This window comes from Novosphingobium sp. (assembly GCF_031424035.1).
Taxonomy (GTDB): Bacteria; Pseudomonadota; Alphaproteobacteria; order Sphingomonadales; family Sphingomonadaceae; genus Novosphingobium.
On sequence record NZ_JANPGP010000087.1, the window covers coordinates 1 to 14,519 of the forward strand.

At 62.9% G+C, this 14,519-nt stretch carries 12 protein-coding genes and 1 tRNA gene; 7 read left to right on the forward strand and 6 right to left on the reverse strand.

The annotated features are described in order from the left end of the window. Positions 1-114, reverse strand: a 114-nt coding sequence (locus RMO89_RS12525; protein WP_310533526.1) for a GTP-binding protein, incomplete at its 3' end; no start/stop codon positions are given. 266 nt (positions 115-380) lie between these two features. Between RMO89_RS12525 and RMO89_RS12530 the strand changes: the two genes are divergently transcribed. Both RMO89_RS12530 and RMO89_RS12535 read left to right on the forward strand, forming a co-directional pair. Next, positions 381-3,098 carry a TonB-dependent receptor gene (locus RMO89_RS12530; protein ID WP_310533483.1) on the forward strand — a complete coding sequence of 906 codons (2,718 nt, stop codon included), beginning with the start codon at positions 381-383 and terminating at the stop codon, positions 3,096-3,098. A gap of 138 nt (positions 3,099-3,236) precedes the next feature. After that, complete coding sequence (locus RMO89_RS12535) at positions 3,237-4,112, forward strand: hypothetical protein (protein WP_310533484.1); 876 nt, start codon at positions 3,237-3,239, stop codon at positions 4,110-4,112. Positions 4,113-4,177: 65 nt separating this feature from the next. On the opposite strand, the gene RMO89_RS12540 is transcribed toward RMO89_RS12535, so the two are convergent. Continuing rightward, positions 4,178-6,700, reverse strand: coding sequence for an FtsX-like permease family protein (locus tag RMO89_RS12540; protein WP_310533485.1), 2,523 nt, complete (start codon positions 6,698-6,700; stop codon positions 4,178-4,180). After that, complete coding sequence (locus tag RMO89_RS12545) at positions 6,697-7,419, reverse strand: ABC transporter ATP-binding protein (RefSeq protein WP_409035550.1); 723 nt, start codon at positions 7,417-7,419, stop codon at positions 6,697-6,699. The genes RMO89_RS12540 and RMO89_RS12545 overlap by 4 nt, the downstream gene beginning before the upstream one ends. A 45-nt stretch (positions 7,420-7,464) precedes the next feature. Between RMO89_RS12545 and RMO89_RS12550 the strand changes: the two genes are divergently transcribed. After that, positions 7,465-8,160, forward strand: coding sequence for an arylesterase (locus RMO89_RS12550; RefSeq protein WP_310533486.1), 696 nt, complete (start codon positions 7,465-7,467; stop codon positions 8,158-8,160). A 3-nt stretch (positions 8,161-8,163) separates the two neighbouring features. Here the strand turns inward: RMO89_RS12550 and recF are convergent, their stop codons facing one another. After that, positions 8,164-9,246, reverse strand: a complete 1,083-nt coding sequence (recF, locus tag RMO89_RS12555; RefSeq protein WP_310533487.1) for a DNA replication/repair protein RecF — start codon at positions 9,244-9,246, stop codon at positions 8,164-8,166. Between the two features lie 223 nt (positions 9,247-9,469). Between recF and RMO89_RS12560 the strand changes: the two genes are divergently transcribed. Both RMO89_RS12560 and RMO89_RS12565 read left to right on the forward strand, forming a co-directional pair. Continuing rightward, on the forward strand, positions 9,470-9,619 hold the full coding sequence (locus RMO89_RS12560) for a hypothetical protein (RefSeq protein WP_310533488.1): 150 nt from the start codon (positions 9,470-9,472) through the stop codon (positions 9,617-9,619). Beyond that, entirely contained in the window at positions 9,616-9,825 is a 210-nt protein-coding gene (locus tag RMO89_RS12565; protein ID WP_310533489.1) for a PspC domain-containing protein, read from the forward strand. The genes RMO89_RS12560 and RMO89_RS12565 overlap by 4 nt, the downstream gene beginning before the upstream one ends. A gap of 45 nt (positions 9,826-9,870) precedes the next feature. Here the strand turns inward: RMO89_RS12565 and RMO89_RS12570 are convergent, their stop codons facing one another. Continuing rightward, positions 9,871-10,593, reverse strand: a complete 723-nt coding sequence (locus tag RMO89_RS12570) for a queuosine precursor transporter (RefSeq protein ID WP_310533490.1) — start codon at positions 10,591-10,593, stop codon at positions 9,871-9,873. Between the two features lie 57 nt (positions 10,594-10,650). Here RMO89_RS12570 and RMO89_RS12575 point away from each other — a divergent pair. Then, positions 10,651-10,727: transfer RNA gene (locus RMO89_RS12575), tRNA-Arg, on the forward strand. A 166-nt stretch (positions 10,728-10,893) separates the two neighbouring features. Next, a complete protein-coding gene (locus RMO89_RS12580) occupies positions 10,894-11,316 on the forward strand; it encodes a hypothetical protein (protein ID WP_310533491.1) in 423 nt (140 codons plus the stop codon). 63 nt (positions 11,317-11,379) lie between these two features. On the opposite strand, the gene RMO89_RS12585 is transcribed toward RMO89_RS12580, so the two are convergent. Continuing rightward, positions 11,380-14,418 (reverse strand): TonB-dependent receptor domain-containing protein, encoded by a 3,039-nt coding sequence (locus RMO89_RS12585; RefSeq protein WP_310533492.1) that lies wholly within the window; start codon positions 14,416-14,418, stop codon positions 11,380-11,382. Between the last annotated feature and the right edge of the window lie 101 nt (positions 14,419-14,519).

Genomic DNA, 14,519 nt, shown 5'->3' on the forward strand with positions numbered 1-14,519 from the left:
GATCCGCTGGTTGTCGCGGAAGGTGCCGGACTGGCGGAAGAGCTGGTCGACAAGCGTGGTCTTGCCGTGGTCGACGTGGGCGATAATGGCGATATTGCGCTGATTGGCGGACATTACGAACTTTCCGGGAGCTTTGGACAGAAGGCAGGGCGCGTGCTGCGCCGCAACATGGGCGCGCCCCTAGACCAACAGAGCCTCAAGGGCAAGGAAAGACGCCTGTGTCCTTCATGCAACAGGGACAAGTTGCGTTTGTGACCAATGCTGCGCGCGATTGCGTCGGAGCCCCTGAAAAACTAAGGTTTCTGCAGAACAAGCAGGGGAAGGGGCGTCCCGGCAGCATTGCCGTAGCGTCAAACCCCTTACGAGAGGATGAGACTTACATGAAAATCACGACTCGCATCGTGCTCCTCGGCACCGCAAGCGTCGCCTTGATGGCGATGCCCAGCGTCGCATTTGCCCAATCTGCCCCTTCCGATGAAGAAGCGCAGGCCGCTCCTCCGGCCGAGGAAAGCGCCGGTACCGGCAACGAGATCGTCGTTACTGCAACCAAGCGCGAGCAGACCCTGCAGGACGTGCCGGTCGCCGTTTCGGTCACCACCGGCGAGACCATTGAGCGCGCCCAGATCCGCGACATCCGCGACCTGTCGAGCGTGGTTCCCTCGCTCCGCGTCAATCAGCTGCAAAGCTCGGCCAACACCAACTTCTACATTCGCGGCTTCGGCAACGGCGCCAACAACGCCGGTATCGAACCGTCGGTGGGCCTGTTTGTCGATGGCGTCTATCGCTCGCGCTCGGCCTCGATGATCGGCGATCTGCCCGACGTGCAGCGCGTCGAAGTGCTGCGCGGACCGCAGTCGACCCTGTTCGGCAAGAACGCATCGGCCGGCGTCATTTCGATGACCACCCGCAAGCCGCGTTTTGAATTCGGTGGCAATGTCGAAGCCACCTATGGCAACTTCAACGCCTTCACCGTGAAGGGCGTGGTCACCGGCCCTCTCAGCGACACGATCGCCGCGAGCATCGCAGGCGGCTACAACCGCCGTGACGGTTACGTGACGGACGGAAACACCGGTAACGACCTTAATGAGCGCAATCGCTGGTTCGTTCGCGGCCAGATGCTGTTCGAACCGTCAAACGATCTCTCGGTTCGCATCATCGGCGATTATGGCAAGATCGACGAAAATTGCTGCGCGGTGATGAACCTGCGCCGTTCCGCCGCGTCGTCGGTGGTCCTTGCTCTTGGCGGACGGCTCAGTGATCCGGCAAATCCGTTTGCCGACGTGACCTACAACAACATCGATTCAACCAACGATATCACCAATTGGGGCCTGTCGGGTCAGATCGACTATTCGATGGGCTTTCTCAAGCTGACCTCGATCACCGCGTACCGCCGGACCGGAGCGATCACCAACCAAGATTCGGACTTCTCCAGCGCCGATCTGCTGGGCCGCAACTATCAGGACCTGAAAGTCGATACGTTCACGCAGGAACTTCGCCTGAACACCGACTGGGATGGTCCGGTCAACGTGATGCTCGGCGGGTTCTACTTCAACGAGAAGGTTGACCAGACCAACGAGGTGTTCTGGGGCACGCAGGCACGGCCTTATGCCAACGGGCTCATTCAGGGTGCATCGGGTGGCGCGCTTAACGTTGTTACGCTGGAAAATACCTTTGGCGCGCTTGAAGGCCAGCCGACCAAGTACCAGAACCGCTTCTTTGCAGCTGGCACTGGCCTCAGCGAATCGTACAAGCTCAAGGATGAGGCTTACTCGATCTTTGGTCAGGTCGATTTCGAGATCACCGACGGTCTGACGTTGACCGGCGGGGCGAACTACACGCATGACAGCAAGGTGTTCAGCACCGGAACTGTGTCGAACGATGCCTTCTCAGGGATCGATTTCAACGCGGCTGCCTATGCGCCGTTCCGCAACCAGCTGCTGTACCAAGGTGCGCTGTCAAGCCAGATTGGTTCTGTCCTTGGCCTTGGGCGCAGTGCCACTGCGGCGGAAATCGGCGCCTTCGCCGGTTCGAGCGCGGCCAATTTCGCAACCTACACGGCAATCAACAACGGTTCGATCGCCTTTGCCAACGGCAATCAGAACAATCCGGCAGCCAATCCGCTCAATGGCCTGAAGCCGCTGCAGTTCCTGCCGCCGTTCCTCAACGTTCCTAACGCTTTGGAATCGGGCAAGCTGAGCGACGGTCACTGGAACTGGACGGCACGTCTTGCCTTTGAGTTCAACGACCACCTTAACGCCTACGTGAGCTATGCGACCGGCTACAAGGCGGCGTCGATCAACCTTTCGCGTGACAGCCGTCCCACCCCGGCCGATCTCAACACGATCAATACCAACTCCACCTATTCGGCGCTGCGGCTGGCCAACCTGTCTTCGGGCAGCCGCTTTGCCGGTCCGGAAGAATCGACAGTCTACGAATTCGGCCTGAAGGGAAGCTGGGGCGTTGCCTCGGCCAACTTCGCGATCTTCAAGCAGTCGATCGAGGGGTTCCAGTCGAACATCTTCACCGGCACCGGCTTCTTCCTTGCCAATGCGGGCAAGCAGTCGGTCTTCGGTCTTGAATTCGAAGGCATGGTCAAGCCGACCTCGGAACTGACGCTCAACCTGGCGATGACCTATCTCGACGCCAAGTATGACAGCTTCGCGTTGTCGGCTTTCGGAGACCTTTCGGGTACGCGTCCGGGCGGCGTTTCCCCGCTGTCTATGACGATCGGCGCGGAATGGGCGAAGGAACTGGGCAATGGTGACCGGGTGATCCTGCGCGGTGACTATCACTATGAGGCGCTGTTCAAACTGGTCGAAGGTCTGCCCGGACTCGTCGTGAAGAATTCGGCCGGCGCCATCATCGATACCGGACCGGCGCTCGCCGCCGGCCGCGACTTCAAGCAGGATATCAACCAGGTCAACGCCTCGCTCACTTATGCCATGCAGAACGGCATCGAACTGAGCATCTGGGGACGCAACCTGACCGACAATCGCACGATCCTGCAGATCTTCGATTCGGTGGCGCAGTCGGGCTCGATCTCTGGCTATGTCAGCGAACCACGGACCTTCGGCGGTTCGGTGCGCTTCAAGTTCTGATCGCGCCAAGCATCTGTCACGAAACGGGAAGGGGGCCTTTGCGGGCCCCCTTTTTGTTTGCCAAGCCGCGCGAATTATGATGCCTTCCCCGTCGGGACCGGAATGCACGCGGCTGTCCGGCAGATGGGGGACTGAGAAATGACTACAAGCGTAGGTCAGATCTACGGGCAAACGCTCGAAATCGTGAAGGGCCGCTTTGGTCCGCTGCTGGGCCTTTTGGCCACATTCTTTGCCATCAATATCGCCTTGATCATCGTGTTTGCCATGGTCATTGGCGTTTCAGCATTTGCCGGGATGGCGGGCGGAATGGAGGGTAATGCAGGTGCCATCGGCGCAGGCGCGATTTTGGGCGTGATCGTATTCTATATTATCTACATCCTGGTGTATTGCGCCCAATCTGCCTCGATGACGGCCATGGCTTCGCCCTTGCAACGGCTGACTTTCAGCGAGGCATTAAGCGCGGGCATGCGCAGCGCCTTGCCGATGCTGGGTGTCTTTGTGGTCCTGATGATCGCCTATTTTGTCTGCGCGCTCATCGTCGGCCTGGTCGTCGGTGTCCTGTCGATGGCTGGGAGCGCCGTGGCCTTCATCGCGATGCTGGTTGTCGCTATTGGGGCTGCCTATCTGGCCTGCCGATTGGCCACCGTGAATGCGGTGATCGCGGTGGAAGGCGTCGGCAATCCGCTGACTGCCATTTCGCGCGGCTGGAACATGACGCGCGGCAATGTCCTGACCATCTTCCTGTCGTTGCTGGGCTATGGCTTGATCGCCCTTGTTCTCATCCTGCTGCTGTTTGCGCCGTTCTTCTCGCTCTTCACCGCGGCGAGCGCAATGTCGATCGATCCATCGGCTGCTCCACCGGAAATGCCGGGAGTTGGCAGCATGATCTTCCTGTTCGTCGCCGGCATTGCGGTATTCGCATTGATTGCGATTGCCGGATCGGCGCTGATGTCGGTGATCCATGGCGAACTTTCGGACGCCAGTCCGAAGGCAGCCGAAGACGTCTTCGCCTGACCGGGTGACCGATCAGGACATATCAGGCCCCTTCGCTGCCAGGCGGAGGGGCCTTTCCTTTGCCCTCAGAGCTCGCGGAGCGCCTGTGAAGGCCGGGTCCGCAGGACTGGCAGCGATGCCGCTATGGCAAAGCCCAGCACCAGCGTCAGGCCAGCGCCCAGCACGGCAAAGACCTCGATCCAGTCAGGCAGCCAGTCGAACTCGAACATCTGCACGATGACAAGCCATGCCACCCCGGTGCCTAGCACCAGCGAGACCAGTGCGAGGACCAGAGCCAGCAGGGCATATTCGCCAAGCTGGACCAGCAGCAATTGCCGCCGGCTCGCCCCCAGTACGCGCAGGATCACGCTGTCATAGGTCCGCACCGCACGTGCCGCAGCGATTGCCCCCAGCAGCACGGCAATCCCCGCCAGCACTGCGACCGATGCGGCAGCGAGAATGGCCAGGCTCATCTGCGACAGCAGGTCGCGCGCCTGCCGCAGCATCGGCCCGGTTTCGATCACCGAACTGGATGGGAATGCCTTGGCCAGCTGGCGCAGCAGCGCCGCAGGCGGAGCGCCGTTCTTGACGTCGACAGTCGCGGCGAAGTTATGCGGGGCATCGCGCAGGGCATTGGGTGAGAACACGAGGAAATAGTTGAAGCCCATGGTTGCCCAGTCGATCCGGCGCAGGCTGGCGATGGTAACGTCGCGTTCCACACCGAGCACGCTGACGGCCAGCGTGTCGCCCACTTTCAGGCCGGCGGCGGTGGCGATGTCCGCGTCGATCGAAACCAGCGGCGGGCCGACATAGTCTTTTGGCCACCACTTGCCTGAAACCAGCGTGTTGCCCTCAGGAATCTCGTCGGCATAGGTCAGGCCGCGCTCGCCGCGCAGCGGACCCAGGCCTTCGGGTAGTTCCTTGAGGTCGGCCAGCCGGGTCATCCTGCCGAGAGTGCCATAGGCCAGCACGGCACCGCGCAGGGCTGGCACCGTGCGCACTTCCGCGCCTGGAGCGAATTGCTGCACCGTTTCGCCGAACTGGGCGATGCGGTCCTTCGGCACGTCTAGCACGAAGTAATCCGGCGCTTTTTGCGGCACTCGAGCAGAGATGTTGGCATCGAGGCTGCTGGAAATTGCGGCGAGCAACACGAATGCGGACAGGCCAAAGCCCAGTGCCGTCACCAGCGCGCCGGTCTGCGCGCCGGGGCGGTGCAGGTTGGCCATGGCGGTGCGCAGCAGCGGATTGGCGGGGCGAGGCAGGCGGGCGACCGTCGAGCGGATGCCCCAGCCAAGCAGGCCGAGCAGCAACAGAAGTGCCGCCGATCCGCCAAGGAAGGTCGCCGTCACCATCGGCTGCGCGGCGCTGAGCATTGCCGTCGCGACAATCAGCCCGAGGCCGATCGCCACCGGCCATGCCGCGCGCTTCCATTCGCTGCCCAGCGGCGAAACCCGTGCGCGCAGCAGTGCCATCGCGGGAAAGGCGCGGGCGCGGGCCAGCGGCACGGCGGTGAAGACGAAGGCGACCAGCAGGCCGTAGAGCGCAGCGCGCAGCAGCGCGAACGGTTCAACCGGGAAGCCTTCCGGCACCGGCAGCAGTCCGCTCAGCGCATTGGTCAGCAGCGGGGTCACCAGCACCCCGGCTATCAGCCCTGCGAGTGTTCCGACCAATGCCACGGTGGCGACCTGCAACAACGTGATCCGCGCAATGTCACCGCTCGTCGCGCCCAGCACCTTGAGTGCTGCGATGGAGCCGCGCTTGCTATCGAGCCATGAGGAAACCCCGCCGCCGATGCCGATGCCGGCGATCGTCAGCGCCGCCAGTCCGACCAGTGTCAGGAATTCACCCAGCCGGTCGATGAAGCGTTCGGTACCGGGCGAAGCGCGGTCGCGTGTGCGCAGTTCGAAGCCGGCAGTCGGGAACTGGCGGCGCAGGTCGTCCACCACCGGCGCTGTCTCGCGCTTATCGGTGAAAGCTACGCGCACCTTGCTGCGGTACATTGCACCCGGCTGGATCAGGCCCGCGTCAAACGGCACGCGATCGCGCACGATGACCGGCGGGGCAAAGCCCATGCCTTCGCCCAGCCGGTCGGGCTCGTCAGCGATCACGCCGGCCACCTTGAGCCGCAGCGCGCCGAGCGCGATCGTGCCGCCCTTGTCCACGCCAAGCCGCGCGGCAACGCCCTCGCCGATCCATGCCGCCCCTTCGGGGGGCTGGCCGACAGAACGCCCGTCCTTGAGCGTCAGGCGCCCATAGAGCGGCCAACTGGAGTCGATGGCCTTAAGTTCGACCGGCGCAACTGCGTCTCCATTGCTGACCATCGCCTGGGTGCGGGTGCCGGTGGAGACCTTGCCCAAACGGCCGAGAGCAGCCAGCTCGGCATCGCTGAGCGACCGCTGCCAGACCGAGACTTGTACGTCGCCGCCAAGGATCGCTTGTCCGCGCGTCTCAAGCTCGCGCTCAATTGCGCGGGTGAGGGTGCCGATCGCCGCCAGAGCGCCAACGCCAAGGAACAGGCAGACCAGCAACAGGCGCAGACCTTTGAATCGGGCGGACAGGTCGCGCCGGGCAATGCGCCAGGCGGTTGAGATGGGGAGGGCGACGCTCACTTGTCGGCAGTGTCGCTGACGATGCGTCCGTCGCCCAGCGTCACCACGCGCTCGCAGCGCTCGGCCAGATGCTCGTCATGGGTGATGATGATCAGCGTTGCACCGGCCTCGGCGCGGCGCGCGAACAGCAGGTCAACGATCCCTGCACCGGTCGTGGCATCAAGGTTGCCGGTGGGTTCATCGGCAAAGACCAGCGCCGGGCGCGGAGCGCGCGCGCGGGCAATCGCCACGCGCTGCTGCTCGCCGCCGGAAAGCTGCGCCGGGTAGTGATCGAGCCGGTGACCAAGGCCGACCGCCTCCAGTTCATGCGCGGCGCGGCTCCAGGCGTCCTTGGCGCCCATCAGTTCGAGCGGCGTCGCCACATTCTCCAGCGCGGTCATCGTTGGCAGCAGGTGGAAGGCCTGCAGGACCACGCCAATCCGCCCGCGGCGGGCAAGCGCCAGTCCGTCCTCGTCAAGCGTGGTGAAATCCTGTCCGGCGACGATCAGCGAACCGCCTTCGGCGCGCTCCAGCCCGGTGAGGACTGCCATGAGCGAACTCTTGCCCGATCCGGACGGCCCGAGCAGCGCCAGCGTTTCGCCTTGCGCCACCGTCAGGTCGATCCCCTTGAGGATATGCACAGTGCCGAGGGTGAGAATGAGGCCGCGGGCTTCGACAGCTGCAGGCGGAACGGGGGCGGGCGAAAGGGGTGCGGGCGAATTTTGAGGGGGACTTGTCACCGCGCCGCGATGGCATAGCTATGGCCTGTCTCGCAAGGAGTGAAAATGTACAGGATTGTCTCAGGAATTGCCGCACTTGCCTTGCTGGCCGGTTGCAAGGGCGATGCACCCGCGCCTGAAGCGAGCACAGCGCCGATTATTGCGAGCGCCGATGCGCCGTCGGACCTGCCGCCAGTGATGGGGCCGGAGAAGCGGATTCTTGCCGTGGGGGACAGTCTGTTTGCCGGATATGGCCTGAATCCGGGCGAATCCTATCCCTCGCGGCTCGAAGCCGCACTACGGGCGCAGGGCGTGAATGCGAGGGTGACGAATGCTGGGGTGTCAGGCGATACTTCGGCAGCGGGTGCGCAGCGGTTTGGCTTTGTGCTGGATTCGCAGAAGGTTAAGCCCGACCTCGTTATCATCGAATTCGGCGGCAATGACCTGCTTCGCGCGCTGCCACCCGCCGAAACCCGGAAGAATATTGAGGCGATGCTGTCAGAAGCGAAGAAGCGCGGCCTGAACGTCGTACTGATGGGAATGCTGACGCCGCCGAACCTCGGCAGCGAATTTCGCGCGCAGTTTGAGGCGATCTATCCCGAACTGGCGAAAAAGTACGGCGCGATGCTGGTGCCGTTCTTCCTCGATGGCCTCGTCGGAAAACCCGAACTGATTCAGGACGATCACGTCCACCCCAATGCCAAGGGCGTGGAGGAAGTGGTCAAGCGGACGGCAGGAACCGTCGCTTCGGCCATCAATTAAACGTTAGCTGATCCGCTCGACCGCCCCGCCCGACACGCGCCAGACGGCGGCTTCCTGCGTGATAGCTTCAAACGGGGCGAGTTCTGTCCCGGTCAGCCAGACTTGCGCCTGGCCGGCGCGCAGCCGCTCGAACAACGCCTCGCGCCGGACCGGATCGAGGTGCGCGGCGACTTCATCAAGCAGAAGCACGCCCGGTCGGTCCGCGTCCAGCAGGCCGGCGTGGGCGAGGGTGATGGCGATGAGCATGGCCTTCTGTTCGCCGGTCGAGCATTCCGCAGCGGGTTGATCCTTGCCGGCCATGGTTACGACCAGTTCGTCGCGGTGCGGGCCGACCAGAGTGCGCTGTGCGGCGCGATCGCGGCGGCGGCCCTCGGCGAGAGCCGAGGCCAGTGCGCCAGCCTCAAGCGGACCGCCCGGCTGGTAAGACAGGGCAGGGCGAGCAAATGGCGCATCGGGCAGGGCGGTCAGCGCGCTCGATAGCCGCTCGATCAGCCGCGCACGGGACTGGGCGACCAGCGCGCCGCTCTCGGCGATCTGCGTTTCCAGCGCGGCCAGCCAGGACGCATCAGGCTCATGCTCGCCGCCAAGCAAGCGGTTGCGTTCGCGCAGGGCATTGTCGAGCCGCGCGGAATTGCGCGCATGGCTGGGTTCGAGCGCCAGAACCAGCCGGTCAAGGAAGCGCCGCCGCGCGGAGGGACCTTCGGCAAACAGGCGGTCCATCGCCGGGGTAAGCCAGCCGATCGACAGCCATTCCGACAGCGAGTTGGCGGCAACGTCGGCGCCTTCTACCTGAACGATCCGGCGGGTCGGCCGGTCTGGCTGGGTGCCGGTACCGAGACGCACCGGCCCCGCGCTCGCGGCAAGATCTGCGCTGATCGAGAAACCACCGTCGCCACCCTTGCCGGCCATATCGGGCAAGGCCGCCCGGCGCAGGCCGCGGCCCGGGGCGAGGAGCGAAATTGCCTCAAGTACGTTGGTCTTGCCGGCGCCGTTTTCCCCCACCAGCAAGTTGAACTGCCGCGCCCCGTCGATGCGGGTTTCGCCATGGTTGCGGAACGTGGTCAGGGAAAGGCGGTCAAGGGTCATGGCGGCCTGCTAGCCCTAGCCACGGGGCTGCAGGACCGCCACGAAAAACGCCGATCCTGAAAATTGGGAAAAAATACCATTCATCAGCAATTCATCTATGTTGCAAAGTATACCACGGAATCAAAACGACGGATTTGCGCGGTTTTTCCAATTTGGCACGGCTTCTGCAATGTACTTTGCATCGGCGGCACACCCGCCCAACCATTCAAGAAGGAACCGAAAAATGACCGAAGCCAACTCAATCAGCAGCCGCCTCGCAGCCGCCGCCAGCGCCCTGATGCTTTCGCTGGTGCTGTTCACCAACACCGTTTCCATCCCCGCTGAAGCTTCCAACGTGAACCTCGCCAGCGCTTATGTCGGAGCCGTCGCATGAACCAGGTCGAACACAACACCAGCGGCAAGTCGGCAGGCTTCCGCCTCAACAAGGCCCGCGGCAAGGTCATGGGCGTCTCGGCCGGCATGGCTGACTACTTCGGGATCGACGTAACGCTGGTCCGCGTGGGCTGGATCGCCGGCACCCTGCTCGGCTTCGGATCACTGATCCTGATCTACCTCGCAATTGGCCTCATCGCAGACTGATGAGCCATCGCGGTGAGGCCACGCTGCTTTTCTGGAGCGCGGGGCCTAAACCGCATCTGCCTTGGCGAAGGGCGAGAAATCGATGCCCTCGTCGAACACGTCGACCCCCTCGCGCTCCTTGAACCACGCGACGACCGCATAGGTCACCGGGGTCAAAACCGCCTCCCACAACACTTTCAGCAGCCAGTTGGTGACCATCACGGTCACGACTTGCTCATTTGACCATGTGCCGAGGAAAGCGACGGGATAGAAGATCAAGCTATCAACCGCCTGACCGAAGAAGGTCGAACCGATCGTGCGGCTCCACAGGTGCTTGCCTGCAGTCCACACCTTCATCCGCGCCAGAACGAAGCTGTTGACGAATTCGCCGGCCCAGAAGGCCAGAACCGAGGCTAGGACTATGCGCCAGGTGCTTCCGAACACGCTTTCGTAAGCCGCCTGTCCGCCCCATCCTTTGGCGGCTGGCATGGCGACAACGACAAAGCTCATGAAGGCCATGAACACCAGCGCGGCAAAGCCCATCCATACGCATCGGCGGGCGTTGGCATAGCCGTAGACCTCGGTCAGCACGTCGCCGATCACGTAAGACAGTGGGAAAAACAAGATGCCCGCGCCGAAGGTGTAACCTTGAATGGTCGCCAGCTTGCTCGCGCCGATCAGGTTCGACAGCAGCAGGATCGCGACAAAGGCCGCCATTACATAGTCAAAATAGCGGAAATGGCGGCGGGCGCCGGCGATTCCGTCAATGCGCGAAAGGGCTTTGTCCATATTGAAGACTAACCCGGTTTGCGCCGCCGTCAAACCCTGACTATGGGAAGCAGGCGCGCGCCCGTAGCTCATCTGGATAGAGCGCGAGACTTCTAATCTTGAGGCAGCAGGTTCGAGTCCTGCCGGGCGCGCCAAACTCCCTTCGGTCGAACACGCCCGGCCTTTGTTGGGAGTAATCGGACCTTGTCCTCAGGGCGCGCCAAACTCCCTTCGGTCGAACGCAGCTCCCACCATGGATATGGCAATTGGCCACAGAGTGCTGCGGCGCTAGGCTGCGGGCTTTCCAATGGAGTTCACCTGATGGGTCCTGTCCGAGCTATTGCCCTGTTTTCCCTGCTCGCTTCGCCGATTCTATTTGTGCCCGGCTTCGCCCAGTCCTCGGCGGTTCCCGTTGCCCGTCCAGTTATGGTGGGCGGAGAGGCAGAGTTCGATGCTTGCGGCGGGGTGCACAAGGTGACGGGCCTAAAGACAAAGGGCGACAATTTCCTCTCGGTCCGCGCCGCGCCATCGGTGAAAGGCAAGGAGCTTGGCCGACTGAAAATGGGCCAGTTGGTCTGGTCATGCGATAGGGCCCAGGAAGGCGAGTGGATCGGTGTGGTCTATGAACGCGTTCCCGGTCAGCAATGCGGCATTGGCACGCCAATCGCCAAACGCCGCGCCTATGCCGGTCCTTGCGCATACGGCTGGGTATCGGGCCGTTTTCTGGAACTTGTCGCAGGCTGATCCAAAGGAAAGGCCGCCGAGGTTTCCCCCGACGGCCCAATCCTGTTTAACTGTTCTATTACCTCAGAACTTCACTTCCGCCGAGATCGTGAAGCTGCGGCCGCGCGGATCGGCGACGCGCGGTTCCCACGAGCTGCCCGAGCCGGTGTTGCTGTCATAAGTGATGGCGAACGGCGGGTCGGTGTTGAAGATATTCTTCACGCCCATGGTGATCTTGAAACGTTCGGCAACCAGCTGCGAGATCGACATGTTGTAGACGTGATACGGCTTCACGCGGGCGTTGTAATCCGGACGCGTCGCGCTGATATTGTTCACCAGGCTCGGCAGGCCGGCGTTTTGATAGCCGCCGCGATAGATCTGCGAGAAGGTCATCGTGAAACCATCCTTCGCATAGCTGATGTAGGCGTTGTGCTTCCACTTCAGCCCCAGATCGCCCGACAGCGAGAACACGCCGCGCAGGTTGGTATAGGCAAGGTTCGGAAGCAGCTTTTCCTTCTTGGTCAGCAGCAGCGTGGCATCGAAGCCGGCCGAGATCGTGCCGCCAAGGGCATCGAAGTTGCCGCGCGCCATGAAGTCGATGCCGCTGGTCCGGCGCGAACCGAAGTTGCCGGTACGCAGGTCAACCAGGGTGATGATCCCGTTGGTGCGGGTAATGCGTTCCGGGAACGAGGCGATGTTGGCGAAAAGCTGCGGAATGGTGATCGAACCGATCACGTTGTCCACCGCGATATTCCAGTAGTCGGCTGACAGAGTGATCCGCGATGTAGGCCGCAGGACGAGGCCGGCGCTGTACTGTTCGGACGTTTCAGGCCCGAGGTTAAGGTTGCCACCGCTGAGCGAATCCGGCGTGATCGCCGTGCAGCCAGCGGTAACGTTGACCGTGCCGCCGGTGGGGCAGGTGGTCGGATCGGTCAGCGAGCTGCCCGGATTGGGCGACTGAGTGACGCCGTTGAAGATCTGGTTAAACGAAGGGACGCGGAAGCCGGTGCCATAGGAGGCGCGGGCCATGAGCCAGTCAACCGGCTGGAACTTGGCAGTGAACTTGGGGTTCACTGTGCTGCCGAAGCCGGTGTAATCGTCAACGCGGACCGCGCCGGTCAGTTCGAGCATATCGAACACCGGGATCAGAACTTCGGCATAGGCCGCCTTCACGTCACGGGTCTTCTTGGCCAACTGGTTCACGTTGTCGAAGGCGACGTTGAAAATGTCGGGCGATGTGGTCGCCCCGGCAGCTGACCCATCAAAACCGTAGCCTTCGCGGCGATAGTCGACGCCGGCTGCAAACTTCACCGTGCCGCCGGGCAGTTCGAACAGATCGCCCGAAATCGAGGCGTCAGCCTGCCATACGGTGTACTTGCCGCCGTAAAGCCGCGTGCCTTTGGCAGAAACGGCGTCAAGCGCGGCGAGTGCCTGCGGGGTCTGGACCAGCGAGAACGGGTTGATGATACCGCTGTTGAACAGGCCGACAATGCCGGGAGCACTGGCACCTGGAGCCGTCGGTGCGCGGGTGTCGACCTGGCCGGCCAGCGTTGCACCGGTGCCCGAGGCGACAGCGGCGGCGTTGCTCGCAAAGACGCCGCGGAAGTGATAGCCGGAGCCCAGAACCGAAGTGGCCTGGCTTTCCGCATAAGAACCACCGACGCGGTATTCCCACGATCCGCCAATTGGGCCTTCGGCGCCCATGGCGGCGCGGAAGGTCTTGGTATCGGTTTCATACTGACGCGGGCCGCAAGCCTCGCAGCGCCAGCGGAAGGCGATCGGCAGGCCATAACGGCCGACCGAATCGACCGTGCGGTCACCGACAGCGCCGATCGCCGGAAGAACCGCGGCCAGCTGGTCGTAAACCGTGTTGTAGGTCGATGCCGTCAGCGAATTGAGCGGATAAGCGATCGGCAGCGAAGTGTTGTTCGCGGTGTACTGGTTGTTCGAGAAGATCTTGCTCGAATGGGCCTTCGATCCGGTGACTTCGGCGAAGATCTCGTGCTCGCCAAGCTTCGCAGTGGCGCGGCCGTACCAGGTCAGCGTTTCAAGCGGCTGCTGCAGCGTAGCCGCGCGGCCCGTGTCCCAGGCGCAGGCAAGCGCGGCGCCTGGCGTGTTCCACAGCACCTGATCATAAGGCATGCCGCCGTCCATCGTGCTGCATCCGGCGCCGCCCGGAAGATCGAGGACGTTGACGCCGCCATTGGCCGCAGTCGTCGTGCCGGGGATGAAAAAGCCCGGGTTGGTTGCCAGCGAACCGACGGTGGTGCCGCCAAACAGGGTGCCACCCTGAGTGATGCCGATGCCACTTGCCGTCGGGTTGATCGGGAAGACGGTGGCGATCGGCGTACCGCGCGTATCGATCGACAGGCCGCGGTTGGGCTGGTTGCCGTTGACGAAATCGCGGTCCTTGCCGAACAGAATGCCGTTCCAGCTCTTGCTGACGGCGCCCATGATGTTGAAGCCCTGCTCGTCCAGCTTGCCATAGCCAGCCGTGCCCGAAAGGCGATAGATCGGCGCGTCGCCGGCTTCGGTAATGTCGACGAAGCCCGAGGCGGTGATGCCGGTGAAGTTCTTCTTGGTGATGTAGTTGATCACACCGCCGATGGCATCGGTGCCGTAGATGGCCGAGGCGCCGTCTTTCAGCACTTCGATACGCTCGATCGCCGAGAACGGGATCTGGTTGACGTCAACTGCCGAGCCGGAAAGGCCGTGTGCGGCAACGCGGCGGCCATTGAGCAGGACCAACGTGGATGACGCGCCCTGACCGCGCAGGTTGGCGGCCGACAGACCGTTGGTGCCGCGCGCCGCGCCGGTCACCACGTCGGAGTTCGACGCGAGGTTGTCCGCACCGTTGCCGTTCGAGGCGAGGTAGGAAATGAACTGTTCGGGGCTGCTGATGCTTTCGCGGCTGAGATCGTCGGGCGTGACGATTTCCAGCGGCAGCGCGCTCTTCGACGGGTCCTGTTTGATGCGTGAACCGGTGACGACGATGGCCTTGCCATCGCTTTCGGCGCTGTCGCCATCAGAAGCGGTTTGCGCCATGGCGGCGCCGGGCATCGCGATGAGAGCAAGGAAAGCAGTGCCAGTGGCGAGTGCCACGCCAAGCGAAGTATTGCGCATAAGTCCCCCTGATTAGGAATCAGGCCCAAACCCCTTGGGCGAACTCGCAATAGATACCTGAAAGCGCACCTAGGCTAGGGTTTTGCCGCGAGATTCAGTGA